The following is a 14,718-nucleotide window of genomic DNA, read 5'->3' as shown; positions in this document are numbered from 1 at the left end:
TTTCACGGCGTTCCTGCTACGGTTTCTTGCGGCTGGCAGCCTTGGTGCTGGCGAAGAATTCGGTGAGCCTGTCGCTGATCGCCCGCACCACCCGCGTCATGTCCATATGGGGAAATTCGCGGGCAGCGGCCCCGACGCCGCAGACGTCGACCAGAACGCCACGCTCGATCTCGCCGATGTCGCTCTCGGTCAGGCGGCCTTTCTTGGCCGCCTTCCGAAGATCGGCGTAGGCCCGGACCATGCCGGCCTGCACCATCAGCACGATCATCTCTTCCTCGGTGCGGGGGATGGCGCTGAAAGGCTGCTGTTCCATTCGTTTCTCCGTTCCTTGCTGGGGGCCCCGGCTTCGTCGAGGGCCGCCGCATGAGCCCCGCCGATCTCGCGCTGATCGCCGAGCTGGCGGATGGGGAACCCATCTTCGTCCGGCCGCTCTCACCCGATTTCTTCGACTCCGTTGCCACGCCGGAAGGCGCGGACTTCGAGCGCGACCTTGAGGATCTGCTTGCGAGCTGCCGCGAGGACCGCTGCATGCCGCTGCGCTTCCTCGACGTTCTCATGGTCAAGAAGGTCGGCACCGAGCCCCTCGCGCATGATGAGGGCGGCGGCGACGGCTTTACCGCCCTGGTCGACGCGTTCCGCGAGGGCCGTCACGAGGAGTTCAAGCGCCACCAGGCGGCCCTCGGTATCGACGGTCCATTCACCTTCCGCCGTCCTGGTCATGATTTCATCTCCTTCGCACCCATGCCGCGCATGAGTGGGCCGCCGTGATCTGACGGCACCGAACGTGTCACCCAACTACCGTTTTCCCTACGAAAAAGTGCGAGGGCATTTTTCGTGAGCGCTCCCCCTATGCCTGACGGGCTTATCGCCCTGATCAAGAACGCCGCGCGGCTCTCGGTGATGGGCTGCTCCGCGCCCGGCTCCACCGGCCCGCAGCGTGTGGAAGAGCTGACCGGCTATTCCCCCGGCGCCATCAGCCGGTGGGGCGGGGACGCGCATCGCGAGCTGATGCCGCTCGAGGTGGTGTTCCTGGTCGAGTTCATCAGCCAGAAGCCGGTGTTCGCCGGGGCGCTGGCGAGCCTGACCGGGCACCGGCTGGTGCCGGTGGCCGCCAGCGAGGCGAGCGACGCGCCCGGCATGGCCGACGTGTTCGCCATGGCGGGCGCCTCGCTGCGGTTCCAGATCGAGTTCGCCGAGGCGCTGGAGGACGGCCGGCTGACCCGCGCCGAGCGGCGGCGGCTGAACAAGGCCAAGGCCGAGCTGCTCGACATCATGGCCAGCATCGGCCGCAAGATCGATGGCGTGCGGGAGGGCTGAACGATGGCAAATCCGTTCTCGGCCGAGGAAGACGCCCGCCTGCGGGAACTGCACGCGCGGAAGGCCAGCGCTTCAACGATCGCCCGCGTGCTGGCGCAGGACGGCTTTCCCGCCCGCACCCGCAACGCCGTGATCAGCCGGCTGCACCGGCTGGGCCTCGCCCGCCCCGCGACGGGCAGGGCCGGCTGGACGCCCGCCATGGACGCGGTGCTGCGCGAGGGCGTGGCCGAGGGGCTGACCCCGCGCGCGATCGCCGAGCGCATGGCGGCGCGGCGGATCGCCCGGCGCTCGCGCGACGCGGTCGACGCCCGCATCGCGAAGCTGGGCCTGCGCCGGCCCGCCACCGGCCCGGGGTCGCGGGCGGACGGCCGGCGCGAGCGTGGGGGCGATCCGCTGATCGCGGCGCTGCGGGCGGCCCATGGGGGCGCGGAGCGCGCGCCGGCGGCCGATGTGCGCCCGCCGCCGCGGGACGGCATGCGCGTGAACTGGGGCGAGCTGGTGCCGGTGGCCGGGGCGTGCGGCTCGGCCGGCGCGCTGTGCGCGGAGCTGGCGTGATGCTGGCGCGCGCGCCCGGGCAATTCATGGCCCGCCCGGTCCTCGTCATCCGCCGCCGGCCGTGGCGGCGGGTGGTGCCGGCGGTGCGCGGGCTGGCGCGGCTGGGCCTGCGCGAATGGGAGATCGCCCGGCGCCTCTCGATCAGCCGCCGCTATGTGCGGCGCGCGCTGAGCGCGGGCGGCGGGGTGTGGAGTCCCGAGGAATGGGCGCGGCTGGTGGCGGCGCAGCAGAGGGAGATGGGGCGGTGAAACTGCTGGCGGATCGACTCATGCTGTCCCGGCCGAAGGGCGACGTGGAGGGGTGGGCGCTCACAACGCTCAAGACGCCGGGCACCAACCACGCCCCGGCCGCCGGCCCGGTCGCTCTGTGCGACCGCTTCGTGTTCGATCAGGTGGCGCTGAAAGCGCTTCGGGGCTCCACCTTCGATTTCGGCGACGACGCGGCACGGGTCACTCCCACGCCGGCGGAGTGCGCGTGGATCGACGTTACCGCCAGCCACGGCTGGCTGGTATCCGGCGATACAGCCTATGCCATCTTCGATTTCGGTCGGGCTTGGGGCATTCGTCACGCCGCCACGGTCCCTCTCGTCGGCGACGTCAATAACGACATCTTCGTCCGGTTTTCCGACTTCGTCCAAACGACCTTCGATCGGAGGGATGAAGTTGATACCAAACTTCGAGCGTATCTCGGCCGAGCGGCTGGGCTCGTTCATAAGTTTCTAATGGCCCTCGCCTCGCCTCGCGCGGCGACCTCGCGCCGGGTGCTTCCCGGCGCCGGTCTGGACCGGGGGCAGAAGGCCTTCGCGCTTCGACGTGCCCAGCGCGGCGTGCCGGTGTTCTCCTACAACAAGGTGGACATGATCCGGCCCGGCGCGGCCATGCACAACGGGGTACTGCGCTCGGTCGAAAGTGCAGCCGGGACGCGCCTGCACATGGTCATCGGCCACTGGCGGCTGATCGACGGGGTGGTCGAGCCCTACTGGATATGGGTCGATGGGCACCAGCGAGGCGACGCCGAGCTCGGCACGATCGTGAAGGAGCGGCATGTCCGGCTCGACACCGGCGGGATGCGTCGGGGTTTCCGCCTGCCCGAGCAGGTCGGGCACAAGGGTCAGCGCACCAGGGCGGTGCGCGCATGAGCATCGGGATCGTCCCAGCCCAGCAGCAGGCGGAACTCTTCCACGCGGTCCACGATGTCGGACGGCGGTGTCGGGCCGCCCGGGTCGACCGCGCCGCCATTCATCTGGATCGCGACAGCCGGCCAGAGACGTTCCACCAAGCCGGGAATCGCTATCGCCTGAATGCCGACACGTCGCGCGTCGAGCTCGCACTGAGCCCGAGCGCGCTGCTCGGATTTTTCCATGGTTCCAGTCTGTGTATTACCGTCGGCGAGCGTCCGACGTGGGAATATGAGCCCGAAGCACGGCCCGACACGCCCTGCGGGCGCTTATTCACCGAATATCGCCGGTGCCGCCTTCCGGCCCGGAGGCAATGCAGCCGGGCCAGGAACCTCGTGGCCCGGCCCCTGAATCCTTCCGGGGCGGCAACGATCTGTCAGAACCCGAAGATTAGCACGGGTCCGGGTGCTTCACCTAATCCCACCTGCCGCTGCGGCGCGCTGCAGCCGCCTTCCACCGAAGCCCGCTTTCCCGCCGCCGAGGCGCCGGCAGGCGGGACCCGACCGCGCCGGCCACACCGGCGATTCCGGTCAATCGGCGGGGACCAGGCGCCGATAGCGCTGGGTGAGGCTTTCGATCTCCTCCAGCGTGAAAGGCCAGTCGCCCTCGATGGTCTGTCCCTGATAGATCTCGGCGGCGAGAACGGGCCAATAGGTGTCGACCAGCCCTTGCAGCTCCTCGCCCGAATAGCCGACCCGCTGCAAATCAACCGCGCACATGGCCCGGGCCGTCGTCTCGATCCTACTCATCGACCGGACAGTACAACACTCGCCGGGCGCGATCTGCTCACTAGTGCGCATTGCAGCAGACCGGCTCTAGCGCTGCCCCGTCTCGAGAAGAAGACGGTCCACGTCTATCACCCGGAAGGCGAGCCCCATCTGGCTGGCGTCGAGGATCCGTATGCGGAGGACCCGCTCGGTTTCCAGCACCAGCGTGGCGCTGCCCCTCGAGCGCGCCTCGATCATGAGGGCGACATCGGCGGAAAGGGTGCCATCGGCGCTCGGCAGTTCGCGCCCGCCGGCCGCCGTGTGGAGCTCGATTTCATAGTTCGCCGGCGAGTCCGCATAGGTTGTGCGCAACCAGCCGGTGCCGGCCAGGACAGTGGTGGGCATAGGATTTTCTCCAGGGGGTACCCACGCGTCTGCGACCGCGGCTGTTCCATGTTGGAGCGGGTCAATCCCGGCCGACCGGCTTTTGTTCCGGCGGGGAGGGCGAAATGAGCGGATTCTTTTCCCTCGCTGACAGGCGCGTGACGCTGCGCCCCGTCGAAAGCCCGGAGGCGCCGCGTCGGCGCTCCGGCGGGCGGGCGGCCGGCCGGCGCGCCAACAACCCGGAATCGGCACGGCCGAGCCGCCCGTGGCGCCGAAGGGTGCATGTCGGGAAGGGGGCGGCGTGATGGACGGCTGGTTCTTCGATCCCCTGCCCCTGTTCGGCTTCGACCTGGTCGAGATCGACCCGGCGTGGAACTTCGACCTGTATTCGGCGAAGGGCGCGGCGAAGTCGGCGCAGGCGCAGTACGCGACCATGTCGCTCGCCGACATCACGGCGATGCCGGTGGGCAACCTGCTCGCGCCCGGCGGGGTCTGCATCATGTGGACGACGTGGCCGCTGGTGGCGGCCGGTGCGCATGTCGAGGTGATCAGGGGTTGGGGGCTGTTGCCGGTGACGGGCGGCGGCTGGGCCAAGCGCACGGCGAGCGGCAAGCTGCGCTGGGGCACGGGCTATGTCGCCCGGTCGCTGCACGAGCCCTACATCATCGCCCGCCTGCCCGGCGCCAAGTGGGCGGGGGCGGGCTTTCCCAACCTCGTGGAGACGCTGGAGGCGGATTCGCTCGACGGGCTGGCGCGCGAGCATTCCCGCAAGCCCGACGAGTTCTATTCGCGCTGCGAGGCGGCCTGGCCGGAGGCGCGGCGGGTGTCCGTGTTCTCGCGGCAGACGCGGGAGGGCTGGGCGAGCTGGGGGAACGAGGCGACGAAGTTCGATCGGGCGGGGGTGGTGGCGTGATGGACGATCACCCCGCCCCCATGCGCGTGCTGGTCGGCTGCGAGACCTCGGGTGTCGTGCGGCGCGCCTTCGCGGCCTATGGGCATGACGCCTGGTCGGTCGACATGCTGCCGGCCGAGGATGGCAGCAACCGGCACATCATCGGCGATATCCGCGACCATCTGGACGATGGCTGGGATCTGCTCGCCGTCATGCACCCGCCCTGCACGCGGCTGTGCAACAGCGGCGTGCGATGGCTGAACGAGCCGCCGACGAAGCTGAATGAGGCCTACAGCCCGGCCGAGATTGCCGCCTACGCCGCGATGGATCGCGAGGCGCGGCTCGCCTTCATGTGGGCGAAGCTGGAGGAAGGCGCGGCGCTGTTCTCCGACTGCTGGAATGCGCCGATCCCGCGCATCTGCGTCGAGAACCCGGTGATGCACCGCCATGCGCGCGAGCGCATCAGGGGCTGGGCGAAACCGCAGACGGTGCAGCCCTGGTGGTTCGGCGAGCCGGCCTTCAAGGCTACGGGGCTCTATCTGCGCGGCCTGCCGCCGCTGGTGCCGACCGACCGGCTGACGCGGCCGAAGGCCGGCACGGCCGAGCACAAGGCGTGGTCGCAGGTGCACCGCGCCCCGCCGGGGCCGGAGCGCTGGCGCGAGCGTTCGCGCACCTATGAAGGCGTCGCTCGCGCCATGGCGGCGCAATGGGGCAACCCCGGCGTGCCGCTGGAGATGGAGGCGGCCGAATGAGCCTCCTATCCCATCATGCGCGCCTTGGCCGCCTCGGCGAGATAGGCGGAACGGTTCTGCCCCGCCGCCTTCGCGGCGGTGTCGATCCGCGCCAGCAGGTTCTCGTCCACGGTGATGTTGATGCGCACCGCGCGCGCCGGCAGCTCGGCCGGCACCAGCACCGCCACGGCGCCCGACAGCGCGTCGGGATCGTCACGGCGCACCTCGTCGAAGCCGCGCAGGCGCGGCATGGCCTCGCCGTCCTCGGTCATGCCTTCGATGTGCAGGGCGAGCGCCTGTTCGCCCTTGCGCACCGCCTCGTCGAGGGTCGCGCCGGTGGAGATGCAGCCGGGAAAATCGGGGAAGGAAATGCCGAACGTGCCGGCTTCCTCATGGATGAGCGCGAGAGCGCGGGGCATGTGAACCTCCTTGGTGAAAGGGAACGGGCGGGGAGTTCACCACTCCCAGCCCGCCTGCTTGCAAATAGATTTGAGGGTGCCGGTCGGTATGTCGTTCAGCCCGGTGTCGATGGTCACCCGGCCCGGGCGGGTGGGGTGCTTGTACTGGACATGATCGCCCGGGCCCCGGCGAACGATCTCCCACCCCTCGGCCCGCAGCCGCTTTTCAAGATCGCGACGCTTGTTCGTCTGCTTGCTGCGGCCCATCTGCCCTCACCTCTTATGTGTGTAGTTATACACACTATCGGGCGAGGTGCCAAGCGAAAGTGTGGATCAATACACACTATGAGGGCAGCGGGATGACCGAGAAATTCAACCTCATTTCCCCTCCCGCACCGAAGAAAGCGCGCGTGCGGCGCGGCGGCTGGTCTTGGGGGCCGGTCGAAGGCGCGAAGCTGCGGGTGCTGTCCAACGGCGGCGGCATCCAGTCGTCCACGCTGATCATGATGATGTGCGTGGGCGAGTTGCCATGGGTCGACCACATCATCAACGCCGATCCCGGCGACGAGCTATCGGCGACCTATCGACACCTCGAATGGCTGGAGGCGCAGGTTCTCCGTTACAGCAATGGCCGCGTGGAAATGCATCGGGTGAGCCGAGACGGCCGGCTTTCGGATCGTATCCGGAATAGGGCGACAGGGGGAGGCGCACTTAATCAGGACCGCTTTGTCACGATTCCCGCGTTTACCGGGCGCGGCGGGCAGGGCAAGCGCCAGTGCACCCGCGAGTTCAAGATCGAGCCGCTGGAGAAGAAACAGCGCGAACTGCTTGGCTTTAACCCGCGCCAGCGCATCCCGGCCGGCTCCTGCGAGGTCTGGATCGGCATTTCGACCGACGAGGTCGTGCGGGCGGGCGCGGCCTTCACGTCATGGACCGTCAACCGCTACCCGCTTCTCGAAAAGCGGAAGTCGCGCATGGATTGCGTGCTCTGGCTGCAAGAGCACGGGTTCCCGGTGCCGCCAAAGAGCGCTTGTATCTTCTGCCCCTATAAGACGAACTCCGAATGGCGCTGGCTGCGCGACAACGACCCGCAGGCATGGGCCGATGCCGTCGAGATCGACCGGCTGATCCGAAATACGCCCAGCATGCGCGAGCAGGAGTTCTTGCATCGCGACCGCGTGCCGCTCGACCAGGTCGACCTGCGCACCGACGAGGAAGCCGGCCAGGGCATGCTGATGGTCTGCGAAGCGGGGTGCGGCCTGTGATCCCCGCCTCCGCCCTTGACGAGCTGCGCGCGCGCAACCCGGTGCCGGACATCGCCGGCAGATGGGTGAGCCTGCGCCGGGGCTCGCGCGCCGGGCGCTTCATCGGCCCGTGCCCGCTACATTCCAAGGACCCGCACGCGAAGGACAGTACCTCCTTCGAATGCTGGGCGGACGGCTGGGTGTGCGCCACCTGCCAGGACGGCGGCGACGTGATCCGCCTCGTCGAGCTCTATGAGCGGCTCGACTTCCGCGCCGCGGTCCAGTGGCTCGGCGGGGCGCAGGAGGTGGACCCGGCCGAGGAAGCACGCCGTGCCCGCGAACAGGCCGAGGCAAAGGCCCGCGCGGCGCGGGACGACAACGCCTTCCGCGAGCGCGAGCGGGCGGATCTGTGGTCGCGCTGGAGCGAGGCGAAGCCCTGGCCCGGCACGCCGGTGGACGACTATCTGCGCCTGCGCCGCCTCGTCGCCCCGCCGGGCGCCCTGCTGCGGGCGCACCCCGCCCTGCCCTATGTGGTCGCGGCGACCGATGCGCAAAGCCGCTCGGGCTGGCGGCGCCTGCATAGCGGGCCGGCCATGCTGGCGGCGATCCTTGGCCCGGATGGGCGCTTCGCGGGGCTGCACATCACCTGGATCGACCTCGCCCAGCCCAAGGGCAAGCTGACGCTGACCCATCCCGAGACCGGCGAGGCCTTGCCGGCGAAGAAGGTGCGCGGCTCGCTCGGCGGCGGGCGGATCGAGCTGCTGCGTTCGGCGGCGCCGACCCGGCTCATTCTCGGCGAGGGGATCGAGACCGTGCTCGCGGTCTACCGTGCGCTGCTGACCTCGCAGATCCCGCTCGAGGGCATGGCGATGTGGAGCGCGATCAGCCTCGGCAACCTCGCCGGCAAGGCGGCGGACCATTCGCGGCTGCCGCACCCCAGCCTGCGCACCGCCGCCGGCCGGGTGAAGCGGGTGCCGGGGCCGGAGCCGGACCCCGCCAGCAAGGCGGTGCCGGTGCCCGACAGCGTGGTCGACCTGCGCCTGCTCGGCGACGGCGATTCCGACCCGTTCGAAACCCGGCTCGCCATGGCGCGCGCCGAACGCCGCCACGCCCGCGCGGGCCGGCGCATCCACATCGCCTGGCCGGAGCCCGGCCGAGACTTCGAAGACATGCTGGTGAGCCGATGAGCGAGATCGACCCGACCATCGCGAGGCGCATCGCGTCGATCGTCGAGCCCGAGGAAACCGGCGCGAGCGCGCCCCCGGCTTCCCCCGCCGACACCGATCCGCGGCAGGGGAGCGAGGCGCCGGCGGAGGCGCCGCGCGACGGCTTCCAGGAGGACCCGCCGCGCGAGCGGCCCGGGCCGGAGGATGACAATCCCTATGATGACGGGCCGGACGGGCCCGCAGATGGCGAGCCGCCCTTCGACGGCGACGACGGCCCGCCGCCGGGCTTCGCGCCCGAAGACCCGGCGCTGATCGCCTGCGCCGGCGAGCCGCAGAACGACATCGGCAACGGCCGGCGCCTGCGCCATCGGCACGGCGCCGACCTTCTGTTCGTGCCGAATCTCGGCTGGCACCGCTGGGATGGCACGCGCTGGTTCCGCGCCGAGGATGACGAGGACGACGTGCGCGCCCTCGCCCATGCCACCGCCGAGGCGATCAACCTCGAGGCGTTCGTGATGGCTCCGACGCCGAAGGAAGCCGAGGCGATGGAGGCGGCGCAGGAGGCGGCGCTGCGGCTCGAGGAGATTCCTCACGAGATCAACGAGCTCGACGACCTCGAAATGTCGAAGCGGGAGAAGGGCCGGCGCAAATTCCAGCTCACCCGCGAGCGCGATGCCGCCCGCGTGGTGGTGGCGCGCGGTATGGCGGCCGAGAAAGCCTGGGCGACGCGCAAGTCGCAGCGCCGGCGCTTCGCGGTCTCCTCCGGCAATGCCGGCAAGCTCGACGGCATGCTGGGCGAGGCGCGGCCCTATCTGGTGCGCGCCCTGCGCGACCTCGATCCCGATCCGATCGCCTTCAATGTGCTCAACGGCACCATCCGCTTCCACGCCGTCGAGGATCCGGAGTGCCCGGACCCGGACGTGGTGCGGCGCAAATGGACCTTCTCCATCCTGCCGCAGGAGCGGGGCGACTTCATCACCAAGCTGGCACCGGTGTTCCATTGCCCGGAGGCCGGCGCACCGGTGTTCCACGCCTTCCTCGAGCGGATCCTGCCGGACCCGGAAGTGCGGGCCTATGTGCAGCGCTTCTTCGGCTACTGCCTGACCGCGCTCACCACCGAGCAGATGTTCTGCATCTTCTTCGGCGAGGGATCGAACGGAAAGTCGACCCTGGTCGACATCATCGCCCACATCATGGGCGACTACGCGACCTCCGTGCCGGTGATGAGCCTCGTCAACGAGAATACCCGCAAGGGCTCGGAGGCGACGCCCGACCTGATCCGCCTGCCCGCCGCGCGCTTCGTGCGCTCGGCCGAGCCGAAGGAAGGCCTGCCGCTCGACGAAAGCCTGATCAAGGAGCTGACAGGTGGCGAGCCGATCAATGTGCGGCGGCTCAATCACGAGTTCCTCGAGGTTTATCCGCAGTTCAAGCTCGCCATCTCCTGCAACCGAAAGCCGGTGATCCGGGGCAATGACGACGGCATCTGGCGGCGCGTCTCGCTGGTGCCGTTCGAGGTGCAGATCCCCAAGGAGGATCGCGACAAGCGCCTGCCGGCGAAGCTGAAGGCGGAGATGAGCGGCATCCTCAACTGGATGATCGAGGGCGCGCTCGCCTATCTCGATCGCGGCGGGCTCGAGCCGCCCGAGGCCGTGATGTCGGCGACCAAGGAATATCGCGACGAGAGCGACCCCATCGGCGCCTTCGTGCGCACCGCGATCGAGGTCACGCGCATGCCGCATGACGTCGTGGAACAGGGCAGGCTCTACGAGGCCTTCGCCATCTACTGCAAGCGGGAGGGCAAGACGCCGCTGCAAGGCAGCACCTTCGCCCGGCGGATGCCGAAGGCGGCGCACGACTACGGCTTCGAGAAGGGCAAGAGCTCGCTCTCGGTCTATGTCGGCATCCGCCTGCGCCCCGATTACGAGCCGCACGACCCCTCACGCACCCCGTACGGGTAGCCGCGCGTGGGGAGGATGACGCACGCCCGGCCGCATGCCGGGAGGCTGGGGAGGCAAGGGAGGGTAGCTCGCAAGCCTGCCTCCCGCGGCCGGGGGTACGGGGAGCAATGGTTTGCGGCGGGTCTTGGGAGGCTGGGGAGCGTAGGGAGGTAAAGGCGCGGGTACGCGTGAGAGAGAAGAGAGCGCGAGAGATGTCCGATCATCAGGATGATTTTCTCTCTCATGTAGGGCGCAATCTATCCTCCCTATCCTCCCTTCCCTCCCAACTGATTTGAAAAGCTGTTCAGGTTCAACGGGTTGAGAAAGAGGCATTCGGGTTTCAGGGCAGGTTACTTGCCTCCCTATCCTCCCTAGCCTCCCAAACGAGGGTGAGATGGCGAAAACCGACATCGATATCGAGGATCTGCTGGTGTGGGCCTATCGGGACGAACTGCCGAAGGCGCAGGTTGAGCCGGTGTCCTTCTCGCGAGGGATCACGCCCGGCTGGGCGGGCATGTCGAAATTCGGCAAGCTGCTGGCCGTGGTCGATGAGGGCGATATCCGCAACCGGTATGGCGTCGTGCCCGATCGCAGCGCTACCGAAGGGCCGCATGCCGATGCCGAGGCGGTGGCGCAGGCGGTGGAGGGTCTCGAAAATCTCTCGCTGGAAATCCCGGGAGGCTGGTGGCCGTTCGCGGACTGGGCATCTCCGGAGCGCTGGGGAGAGGCCGGGCAACTCGCCTTGCGCGACGTGCTCGACCGCATCTGCGTGGTCGATGAAAGCGGCGTCCGGCGGTTCAAGACCAGCCCCGCCTGGCTGGTGCGCAAGCACGCCATGATTGCCTCGGCACCGGACTGGGAAGCGGAGCCGCCGACCTACCGCACCGTGAAGACGAGGACGGGGCAGAATGCGTGGTTCGTCAAGCGCACCATCACGCTGCCGCAGGGCGGGGAATACGAGGTCGAGCAGGACGGCTTCAATCCGACGCGGCGACGGCCCTACCGCGATGCGTACATGAAGATGGAGCTGGTGCCGTCGCCCTTCTATGCCGGGGTCGACAGGGCCGAATACGAGGTCTGGCATGCGGGCCTGACGCTGTTGGCTGAAGAGCTTGGCAATCGCCTCGCCAGCCGATTCGTCGTGGGGCCACGCCGATCGGCCCGGCCTTGGGAACAGGAGGATGTCGCGCAAGGGCGCATTCTCCAAGCGTTCAGCGGGGTATCCACAGCGGGCGCTTGACGCGCGACCCTTTTTTGGTGCTCACTGCGCATGGATAAGAAGGCCCGGGGCGGAGACGCTTCCGGGCCTTCGCCGTTTCGGCCTGCCGCGAGGCCGAAACGCCGACCGACAATCATCGCCGAGAGGTCCGTTGCTGCCGCCGCGCCGTACCCTTTGAGGGGTTCGGCTCGGATCGTCGTGGCGGGTCGCCGGGGTGTCGGGCCTCACGGGTCCTTCCCGGCCCAAATTCGTATGCGGGCGGCGGAAGCGCGGAGGTTCGCCAGTCTGACCGCGTTTCGAAAGCCTAAACAGCTAAAGGCGGCTAAACTCCGAGCCTCAAGAGGTCTTTAGACGGTGACGGAAGCGCCTGCGATCATCTCCAAAGGCGAGTTCGCCGCGCTCACGAAGGTCTCGGCCGGACGCGTCTCCCAGTGGATCGCCGAGGGAAAGCTTTCCGGTGCCGCGCTGGTCGGCGAAGGTCGCACGGCCCGGATCCACGTGCCAACCGCGATCGAGCAGCTGAAACTGAAGCTCGATATCGGCCAGCGCTTCGGAAACGGGCTCGGCACGCGGCTCGACGTGCCGTCGGCAGCGCCCCCCTCCCCCGCACCGGCCGTTGCCGTCCCGCCGGCACCGGCCGACCCGATCGAGGAGAGGATCAAGCGGGAGAAGCTCCGCGAGATCGAGTTTCGCAACCGCGACGCCGCCGAAAGAGAGCTGGCACGCCGCGGCACCTACATGCTGGCGCGGGAGGGCCGCGAACAGATGACCGCCGTGGCCGCTGCGATGCTGAACGTCTTCGAGGGCGCCTTGCCGGATTTCGCCGCGGCGATCGCGAGCCGGTTCGAGGTGCCGCAGCGCGACGTCCTGCACCTGCTGCGGGGCGAACTGCGCGGCATACGCGAGCGGGCCTCCAAGGCGGCCCGCCAGAAGATGGAGAGCCTTCCGGCCGACATCATCGACGAGGTGGCGCCCGCCGGTTCCGGAGGCGACGAACCCGGCCAGGGCGCCGGCTGACCGACCGCTCCATGCAGATCCATCTCGCCAATGCCGAGCGCGCGGCAGCGGGCGCGATGGCGGACGTTCTGGAGCCGCCGCCGCCCGTCGACTATCTCGCCTGGGCCGAGCAGAACATCGTGTTCTCGGAACGCGAGAGCCAGTTCTCGGGACCGTACAACCGTTCGCTGTTCGGGTATTTCGACGAGGTGCTGCGCGCGCTGTCGCCGGACGATCCCTGCAGGATCGTCTCGCTGATGAAGTCGGCCCAGCTCGGCGGCACGGTGCTCGCCAACATCTTCGTCGGTGGTTCGCTGGCGATGGACCCCGGCGACGTGCTCTACGTCCATCCGACCGCCGACAATGCGGCGCGCTGGTCGAAGATGAAGCTCGCGCCGTTCCTGCGCTCGACCGTGGGCCTCGCCAGCCTGTTCGACGCCAAGTCGCGCGATGGTTCGGATTCGGTGCTCTACAAGGAGCGTCGCGACGGCCGGGGAGCGCTGCAGATCTCGGGCGCCAACTCGCCGGCCTCTCTTTCGCAGGTCACCATGCGCCGGCAGGTGCAGGACGACCTCGCCAAATGGGAGGTCAACAGCGCCGGCGACCCCGAGTCCCAGTCCGACAGCCGCTCGCGTGCCCACGAGTTCGCGAAGATCTTCAAGGTCTCGACGCCGCTGGTGATGCCGGGCTGCCGGATCACCCGGAACTTCGAGGCCGGGAGCCAGGAGTTTCCCTATGTCCCCTGCCCGCATTGCGGCGAGATGCAGGTGCTGGAATGGGACAATATGCTGGCGGCCCTCGACGAGGAGAAACCGCAGAAGGCGCATTTCACCTGCACCGCCTGCGGCTGCTCGATCGAGGAACATCATCGACCGCAGATGCTGTCCCGCCTCGAGTGGCGAGCGCGCAATCCCGCGGCGAAGCGCGGACACCGCTCGTTCTGGATCTGGAGCGCCTATTCGCCGCTCCAGAGCTGGGAACGGATCGCACGCGAATGGCTGAAGGCGAAGGGCGATCCGGCATCGGAGCAGACCTTCGTCAACGACACGGTCGGGCTCGCCTATCGCGGTCAGGCGGAGGCGGTGCCCTGGGAAGCGCTGCGCGACCGGGCGGCGGAATCGCCCTACGCGCGGGGGGAACTTCCCGGTGGCGCGCTGTTCGTGACGATGGGCGTCGACTGCCAGATCGACCGGGTGGAATGGCAGGTCGTGGCCTGGGGCCGGGAGCGGCGCCGGTGGATCGTGGATGCCGGCGTCGTACCGAACCATATCTCGGACGCGGGCTGCCAGGAGAAGCTCGATGCGCAGCTGCAGCAGACCTACCCGAACAGTGCGCGCCGCCGGATCGGCATCGACATGCTGGCAATCGACGGCAATGCCTGGACCGAGGACGTATGGAGCTGGGCGAAGCGCCACCCGGCCTCGCGTGTCATCATGGTGCGCGGACGCGGCGAGGAGCATGTCCCGCTGATCGAGCGGGTCAAGCGCGAGACCGACCGCTACGGCCGCCGGCTGAAATACTCGAAGCGGTTCTACAATTTCGCGGCCAGCGTCCTGAAGATGGCGCTGTATCGCAACCTCGGCAAACTCGATCCGCTCGAGCGCGGCCATGTCGGCCTGCCGCGCGGCCTGGAAGACGAGTTCTACCGCCAGCTCACCGCCGAACGCCGGGTCCCGAAGCGCAAGCGCGACGGGTTCATCAAGTACGAGTGGGAGAAGGACCCGACCCAGGCGAATGAGCAGCTCGACTGTCATCTCCAGGCGGAAACGGCGGCGAACAGGCTCGGCGTGCGCGACCTGGCCGATGCGCACTGGGACAGGATCGAAGCCGAGCGGGAGACCCCGCCTTCTCCTGAGCAGGGCGACCTCGAGGACCTGCTGGCACGGGCTGCGCCAGCGCCGGCGCCTGCGGAACGGGTTCCGCCGGCGCCGGTGAGGAAGCCGAACGCTCTTTCGGCCGGCCTGAATGCCCTGGCGCAACTCAACGGGTGAAGAC

Annotated in this window: 19 protein-coding genes; 13 read left to right on the top strand and 6 right to left on the bottom strand. The window is 68.8% G+C overall.

The genetic code is table 11. From position 1 onward, the window contains the following. Positions 1–16 precede the first annotated feature (16 nt). Positions 17–313, bottom strand: coding sequence for a hypothetical protein (locus tag NVS83_RS03240; protein ID WP_258738043.1), 297 nt, complete (start codon positions 311–313; stop codon positions 17–19). 50 nt (positions 314–363) lie between these two features. Between NVS83_RS03240 and NVS83_RS03235 the strand changes: the two genes are divergently transcribed. From NVS83_RS03235 to NVS83_RS03215, 5 genes are all read left to right on the top strand, one after another. Beyond that, a complete protein-coding gene (locus NVS83_RS03235) occupies positions 364–768 on the top strand; it encodes a hypothetical protein (RefSeq protein WP_258738042.1) in 405 nt (134 codons plus the stop codon). Between the two features lie 81 nt (positions 769–849). Beyond that, positions 850–1,317, top strand: a complete 468-nt coding sequence (locus NVS83_RS03230; protein WP_258738041.1) for a hypothetical protein — start codon at positions 850–852, stop codon at positions 1,315–1,317. Positions 1,318–1,320: 3 nt separating this feature from the next. Then, the gene (locus tag NVS83_RS03225; protein ID WP_258738040.1) at positions 1,321–1,872 is read left to right on the top strand and encodes a hypothetical protein; all 552 of its coding nucleotides are present in this window, start codon (positions 1,321–1,323) and stop codon (positions 1,870–1,872) included. Next, positions 1,872–2,120 (top strand): hypothetical protein, encoded by a 249-nt coding sequence (locus NVS83_RS03220; RefSeq protein WP_258738039.1) that lies wholly within the window; start codon positions 1,872–1,874, stop codon positions 2,118–2,120. The genes NVS83_RS03225 and NVS83_RS03220 overlap by 1 nt, the downstream gene beginning before the upstream one ends. Beyond that, on the top strand, positions 2,117–3,010 hold the full coding sequence (locus NVS83_RS03215; RefSeq protein WP_258738038.1) for a hypothetical protein: 894 nt from the start codon (positions 2,117–2,119) through the stop codon (positions 3,008–3,010). The genes NVS83_RS03220 and NVS83_RS03215 overlap by 4 nt, the downstream gene beginning before the upstream one ends. Here NVS83_RS03215 and NVS83_RS03210 read toward each other — a convergent pair. From NVS83_RS03210 to NVS83_RS03200, 3 genes are all read right to left on the bottom strand, one after another. Next, positions 2,983–3,234 carry a hypothetical protein gene (locus NVS83_RS03210; protein WP_258738037.1) on the bottom strand — a complete coding sequence of 84 codons (252 nt, stop codon included), beginning with the start codon at positions 3,232–3,234 and terminating at the stop codon, positions 2,983–2,985. The genes NVS83_RS03215 and NVS83_RS03210 overlap by 28 nt on opposite strands. 345 nt (positions 3,235–3,579) lie before the next feature. Beyond that, positions 3,580–3,768, bottom strand: a complete 189-nt coding sequence (locus NVS83_RS03205) for a hypothetical protein (protein ID WP_258738036.1) — start codon at positions 3,766–3,768, stop codon at positions 3,580–3,582. 96 nt (positions 3,769–3,864) lie between these two features. After that, positions 3,865–4,161 carry a hypothetical protein gene (locus tag NVS83_RS03200; protein WP_258738035.1) on the bottom strand — a complete coding sequence of 99 codons (297 nt, stop codon included), beginning with the start codon at positions 4,159–4,161 and terminating at the stop codon, positions 3,865–3,867. Positions 4,162–4,444: 283 nt separating this feature from the next. Here NVS83_RS03200 and NVS83_RS03195 point away from each other — a divergent pair, with 283 nt between their 5' ends. Both NVS83_RS03195 and NVS83_RS03190 read left to right on the top strand, forming a co-directional pair. Further along, on the top strand, positions 4,445–5,053 hold the full coding sequence (locus tag NVS83_RS03195; protein WP_258738034.1) for an MT-A70 family methyltransferase: 609 nt from the start codon (positions 4,445–4,447) through the stop codon (positions 5,051–5,053). Then, the gene (locus tag NVS83_RS03190; protein ID WP_258738033.1) at positions 5,053–5,784 is read left to right on the top strand and encodes a hypothetical protein; all 732 of its coding nucleotides are present in this window, start codon (positions 5,053–5,055) and stop codon (positions 5,782–5,784) included. The genes NVS83_RS03195 and NVS83_RS03190 overlap by 1 nt, the downstream gene beginning before the upstream one ends. A gap of 5 nt (positions 5,785–5,789) precedes the next feature. Here NVS83_RS03190 and NVS83_RS03185 read toward each other — a convergent pair whose 3' ends face one another. Both NVS83_RS03185 and NVS83_RS03180 read right to left on the bottom strand, forming a co-directional pair. Then, a complete protein-coding gene (locus NVS83_RS03185; RefSeq protein ID WP_258738032.1) occupies positions 5,790–6,182 on the bottom strand; it encodes a type II toxin-antitoxin system HicB family antitoxin in 393 nt (130 codons plus the stop codon). A gap of 36 nt (positions 6,183–6,218) precedes the next feature. Then, complete coding sequence (locus tag NVS83_RS03180; RefSeq protein ID WP_258738031.1) at positions 6,219–6,428, bottom strand: type II toxin-antitoxin system HicA family toxin; 210 nt, start codon at positions 6,426–6,428, stop codon at positions 6,219–6,221. A 92-nt stretch (positions 6,429–6,520) separates the two neighbouring features. Here NVS83_RS03180 and NVS83_RS03175 point away from each other — a divergent pair, with 92 nt between their 5' ends. The 6 genes from NVS83_RS03175 (at position 6,521) to NVS83_RS03150 (ending at position 14,714) form a co-directional block, all read left to right on the top strand. Continuing rightward, positions 6,521–7,426: a hypothetical protein gene (locus NVS83_RS03175; protein ID WP_258738030.1), complete on the top strand. Its 906-nt coding sequence runs from the start codon at positions 6,521–6,523 to the stop codon at positions 7,424–7,426. Next, positions 7,423–8,592: a DUF7146 domain-containing protein gene (locus tag NVS83_RS03170; protein WP_258738029.1), complete on the top strand. Its 1,170-nt coding sequence runs from the start codon at positions 7,423–7,425 to the stop codon at positions 8,590–8,592. Before NVS83_RS03175 ends, NVS83_RS03170 begins: the two co-directional genes overlap by 4 nt. Continuing rightward, entirely contained in the window at positions 8,589–10,529 is a 1,941-nt protein-coding gene (locus NVS83_RS03165; RefSeq protein ID WP_258738028.1) for a phage/plasmid primase, P4 family, read from the top strand. The genes NVS83_RS03170 and NVS83_RS03165 overlap by 4 nt, the downstream gene beginning before the upstream one ends. A 373-nt stretch (positions 10,530–10,902) precedes the next feature. After that, the gene (locus NVS83_RS03160) at positions 10,903–11,748 is read left to right on the top strand and encodes a hypothetical protein (RefSeq protein WP_258738027.1); all 846 of its coding nucleotides are present in this window, start codon (positions 10,903–10,905) and stop codon (positions 11,746–11,748) included. A gap of 333 nt (positions 11,749–12,081) precedes the next feature. After that, positions 12,082–12,744, top strand: a complete 663-nt coding sequence (locus NVS83_RS03155; RefSeq protein ID WP_258738026.1) for a hypothetical protein — start codon at positions 12,082–12,084, stop codon at positions 12,742–12,744. Positions 12,745–12,755: 11 nt separating this feature from the next. Next, on the top strand, positions 12,756–14,714 hold the full coding sequence (locus NVS83_RS03150) for a phage terminase large subunit family protein (RefSeq protein WP_258738025.1): 1,959 nt from the start codon (positions 12,756–12,758) through the stop codon (positions 14,712–14,714). Positions 14,715–14,718: the final 4 nt, after the last annotated feature.

Source organism: Ancylobacter mangrovi (genome assembly GCF_024752335.1).
GTDB classification, from domain to species: domain Bacteria; phylum Pseudomonadota; class Alphaproteobacteria; order Rhizobiales; family Xanthobacteraceae; genus Ancylobacter; species Ancylobacter mangrovi.
Note: the sequence above shows the minus strand (reverse complement) of the source record. Positions and strands in the feature narration are given on the sequence as shown.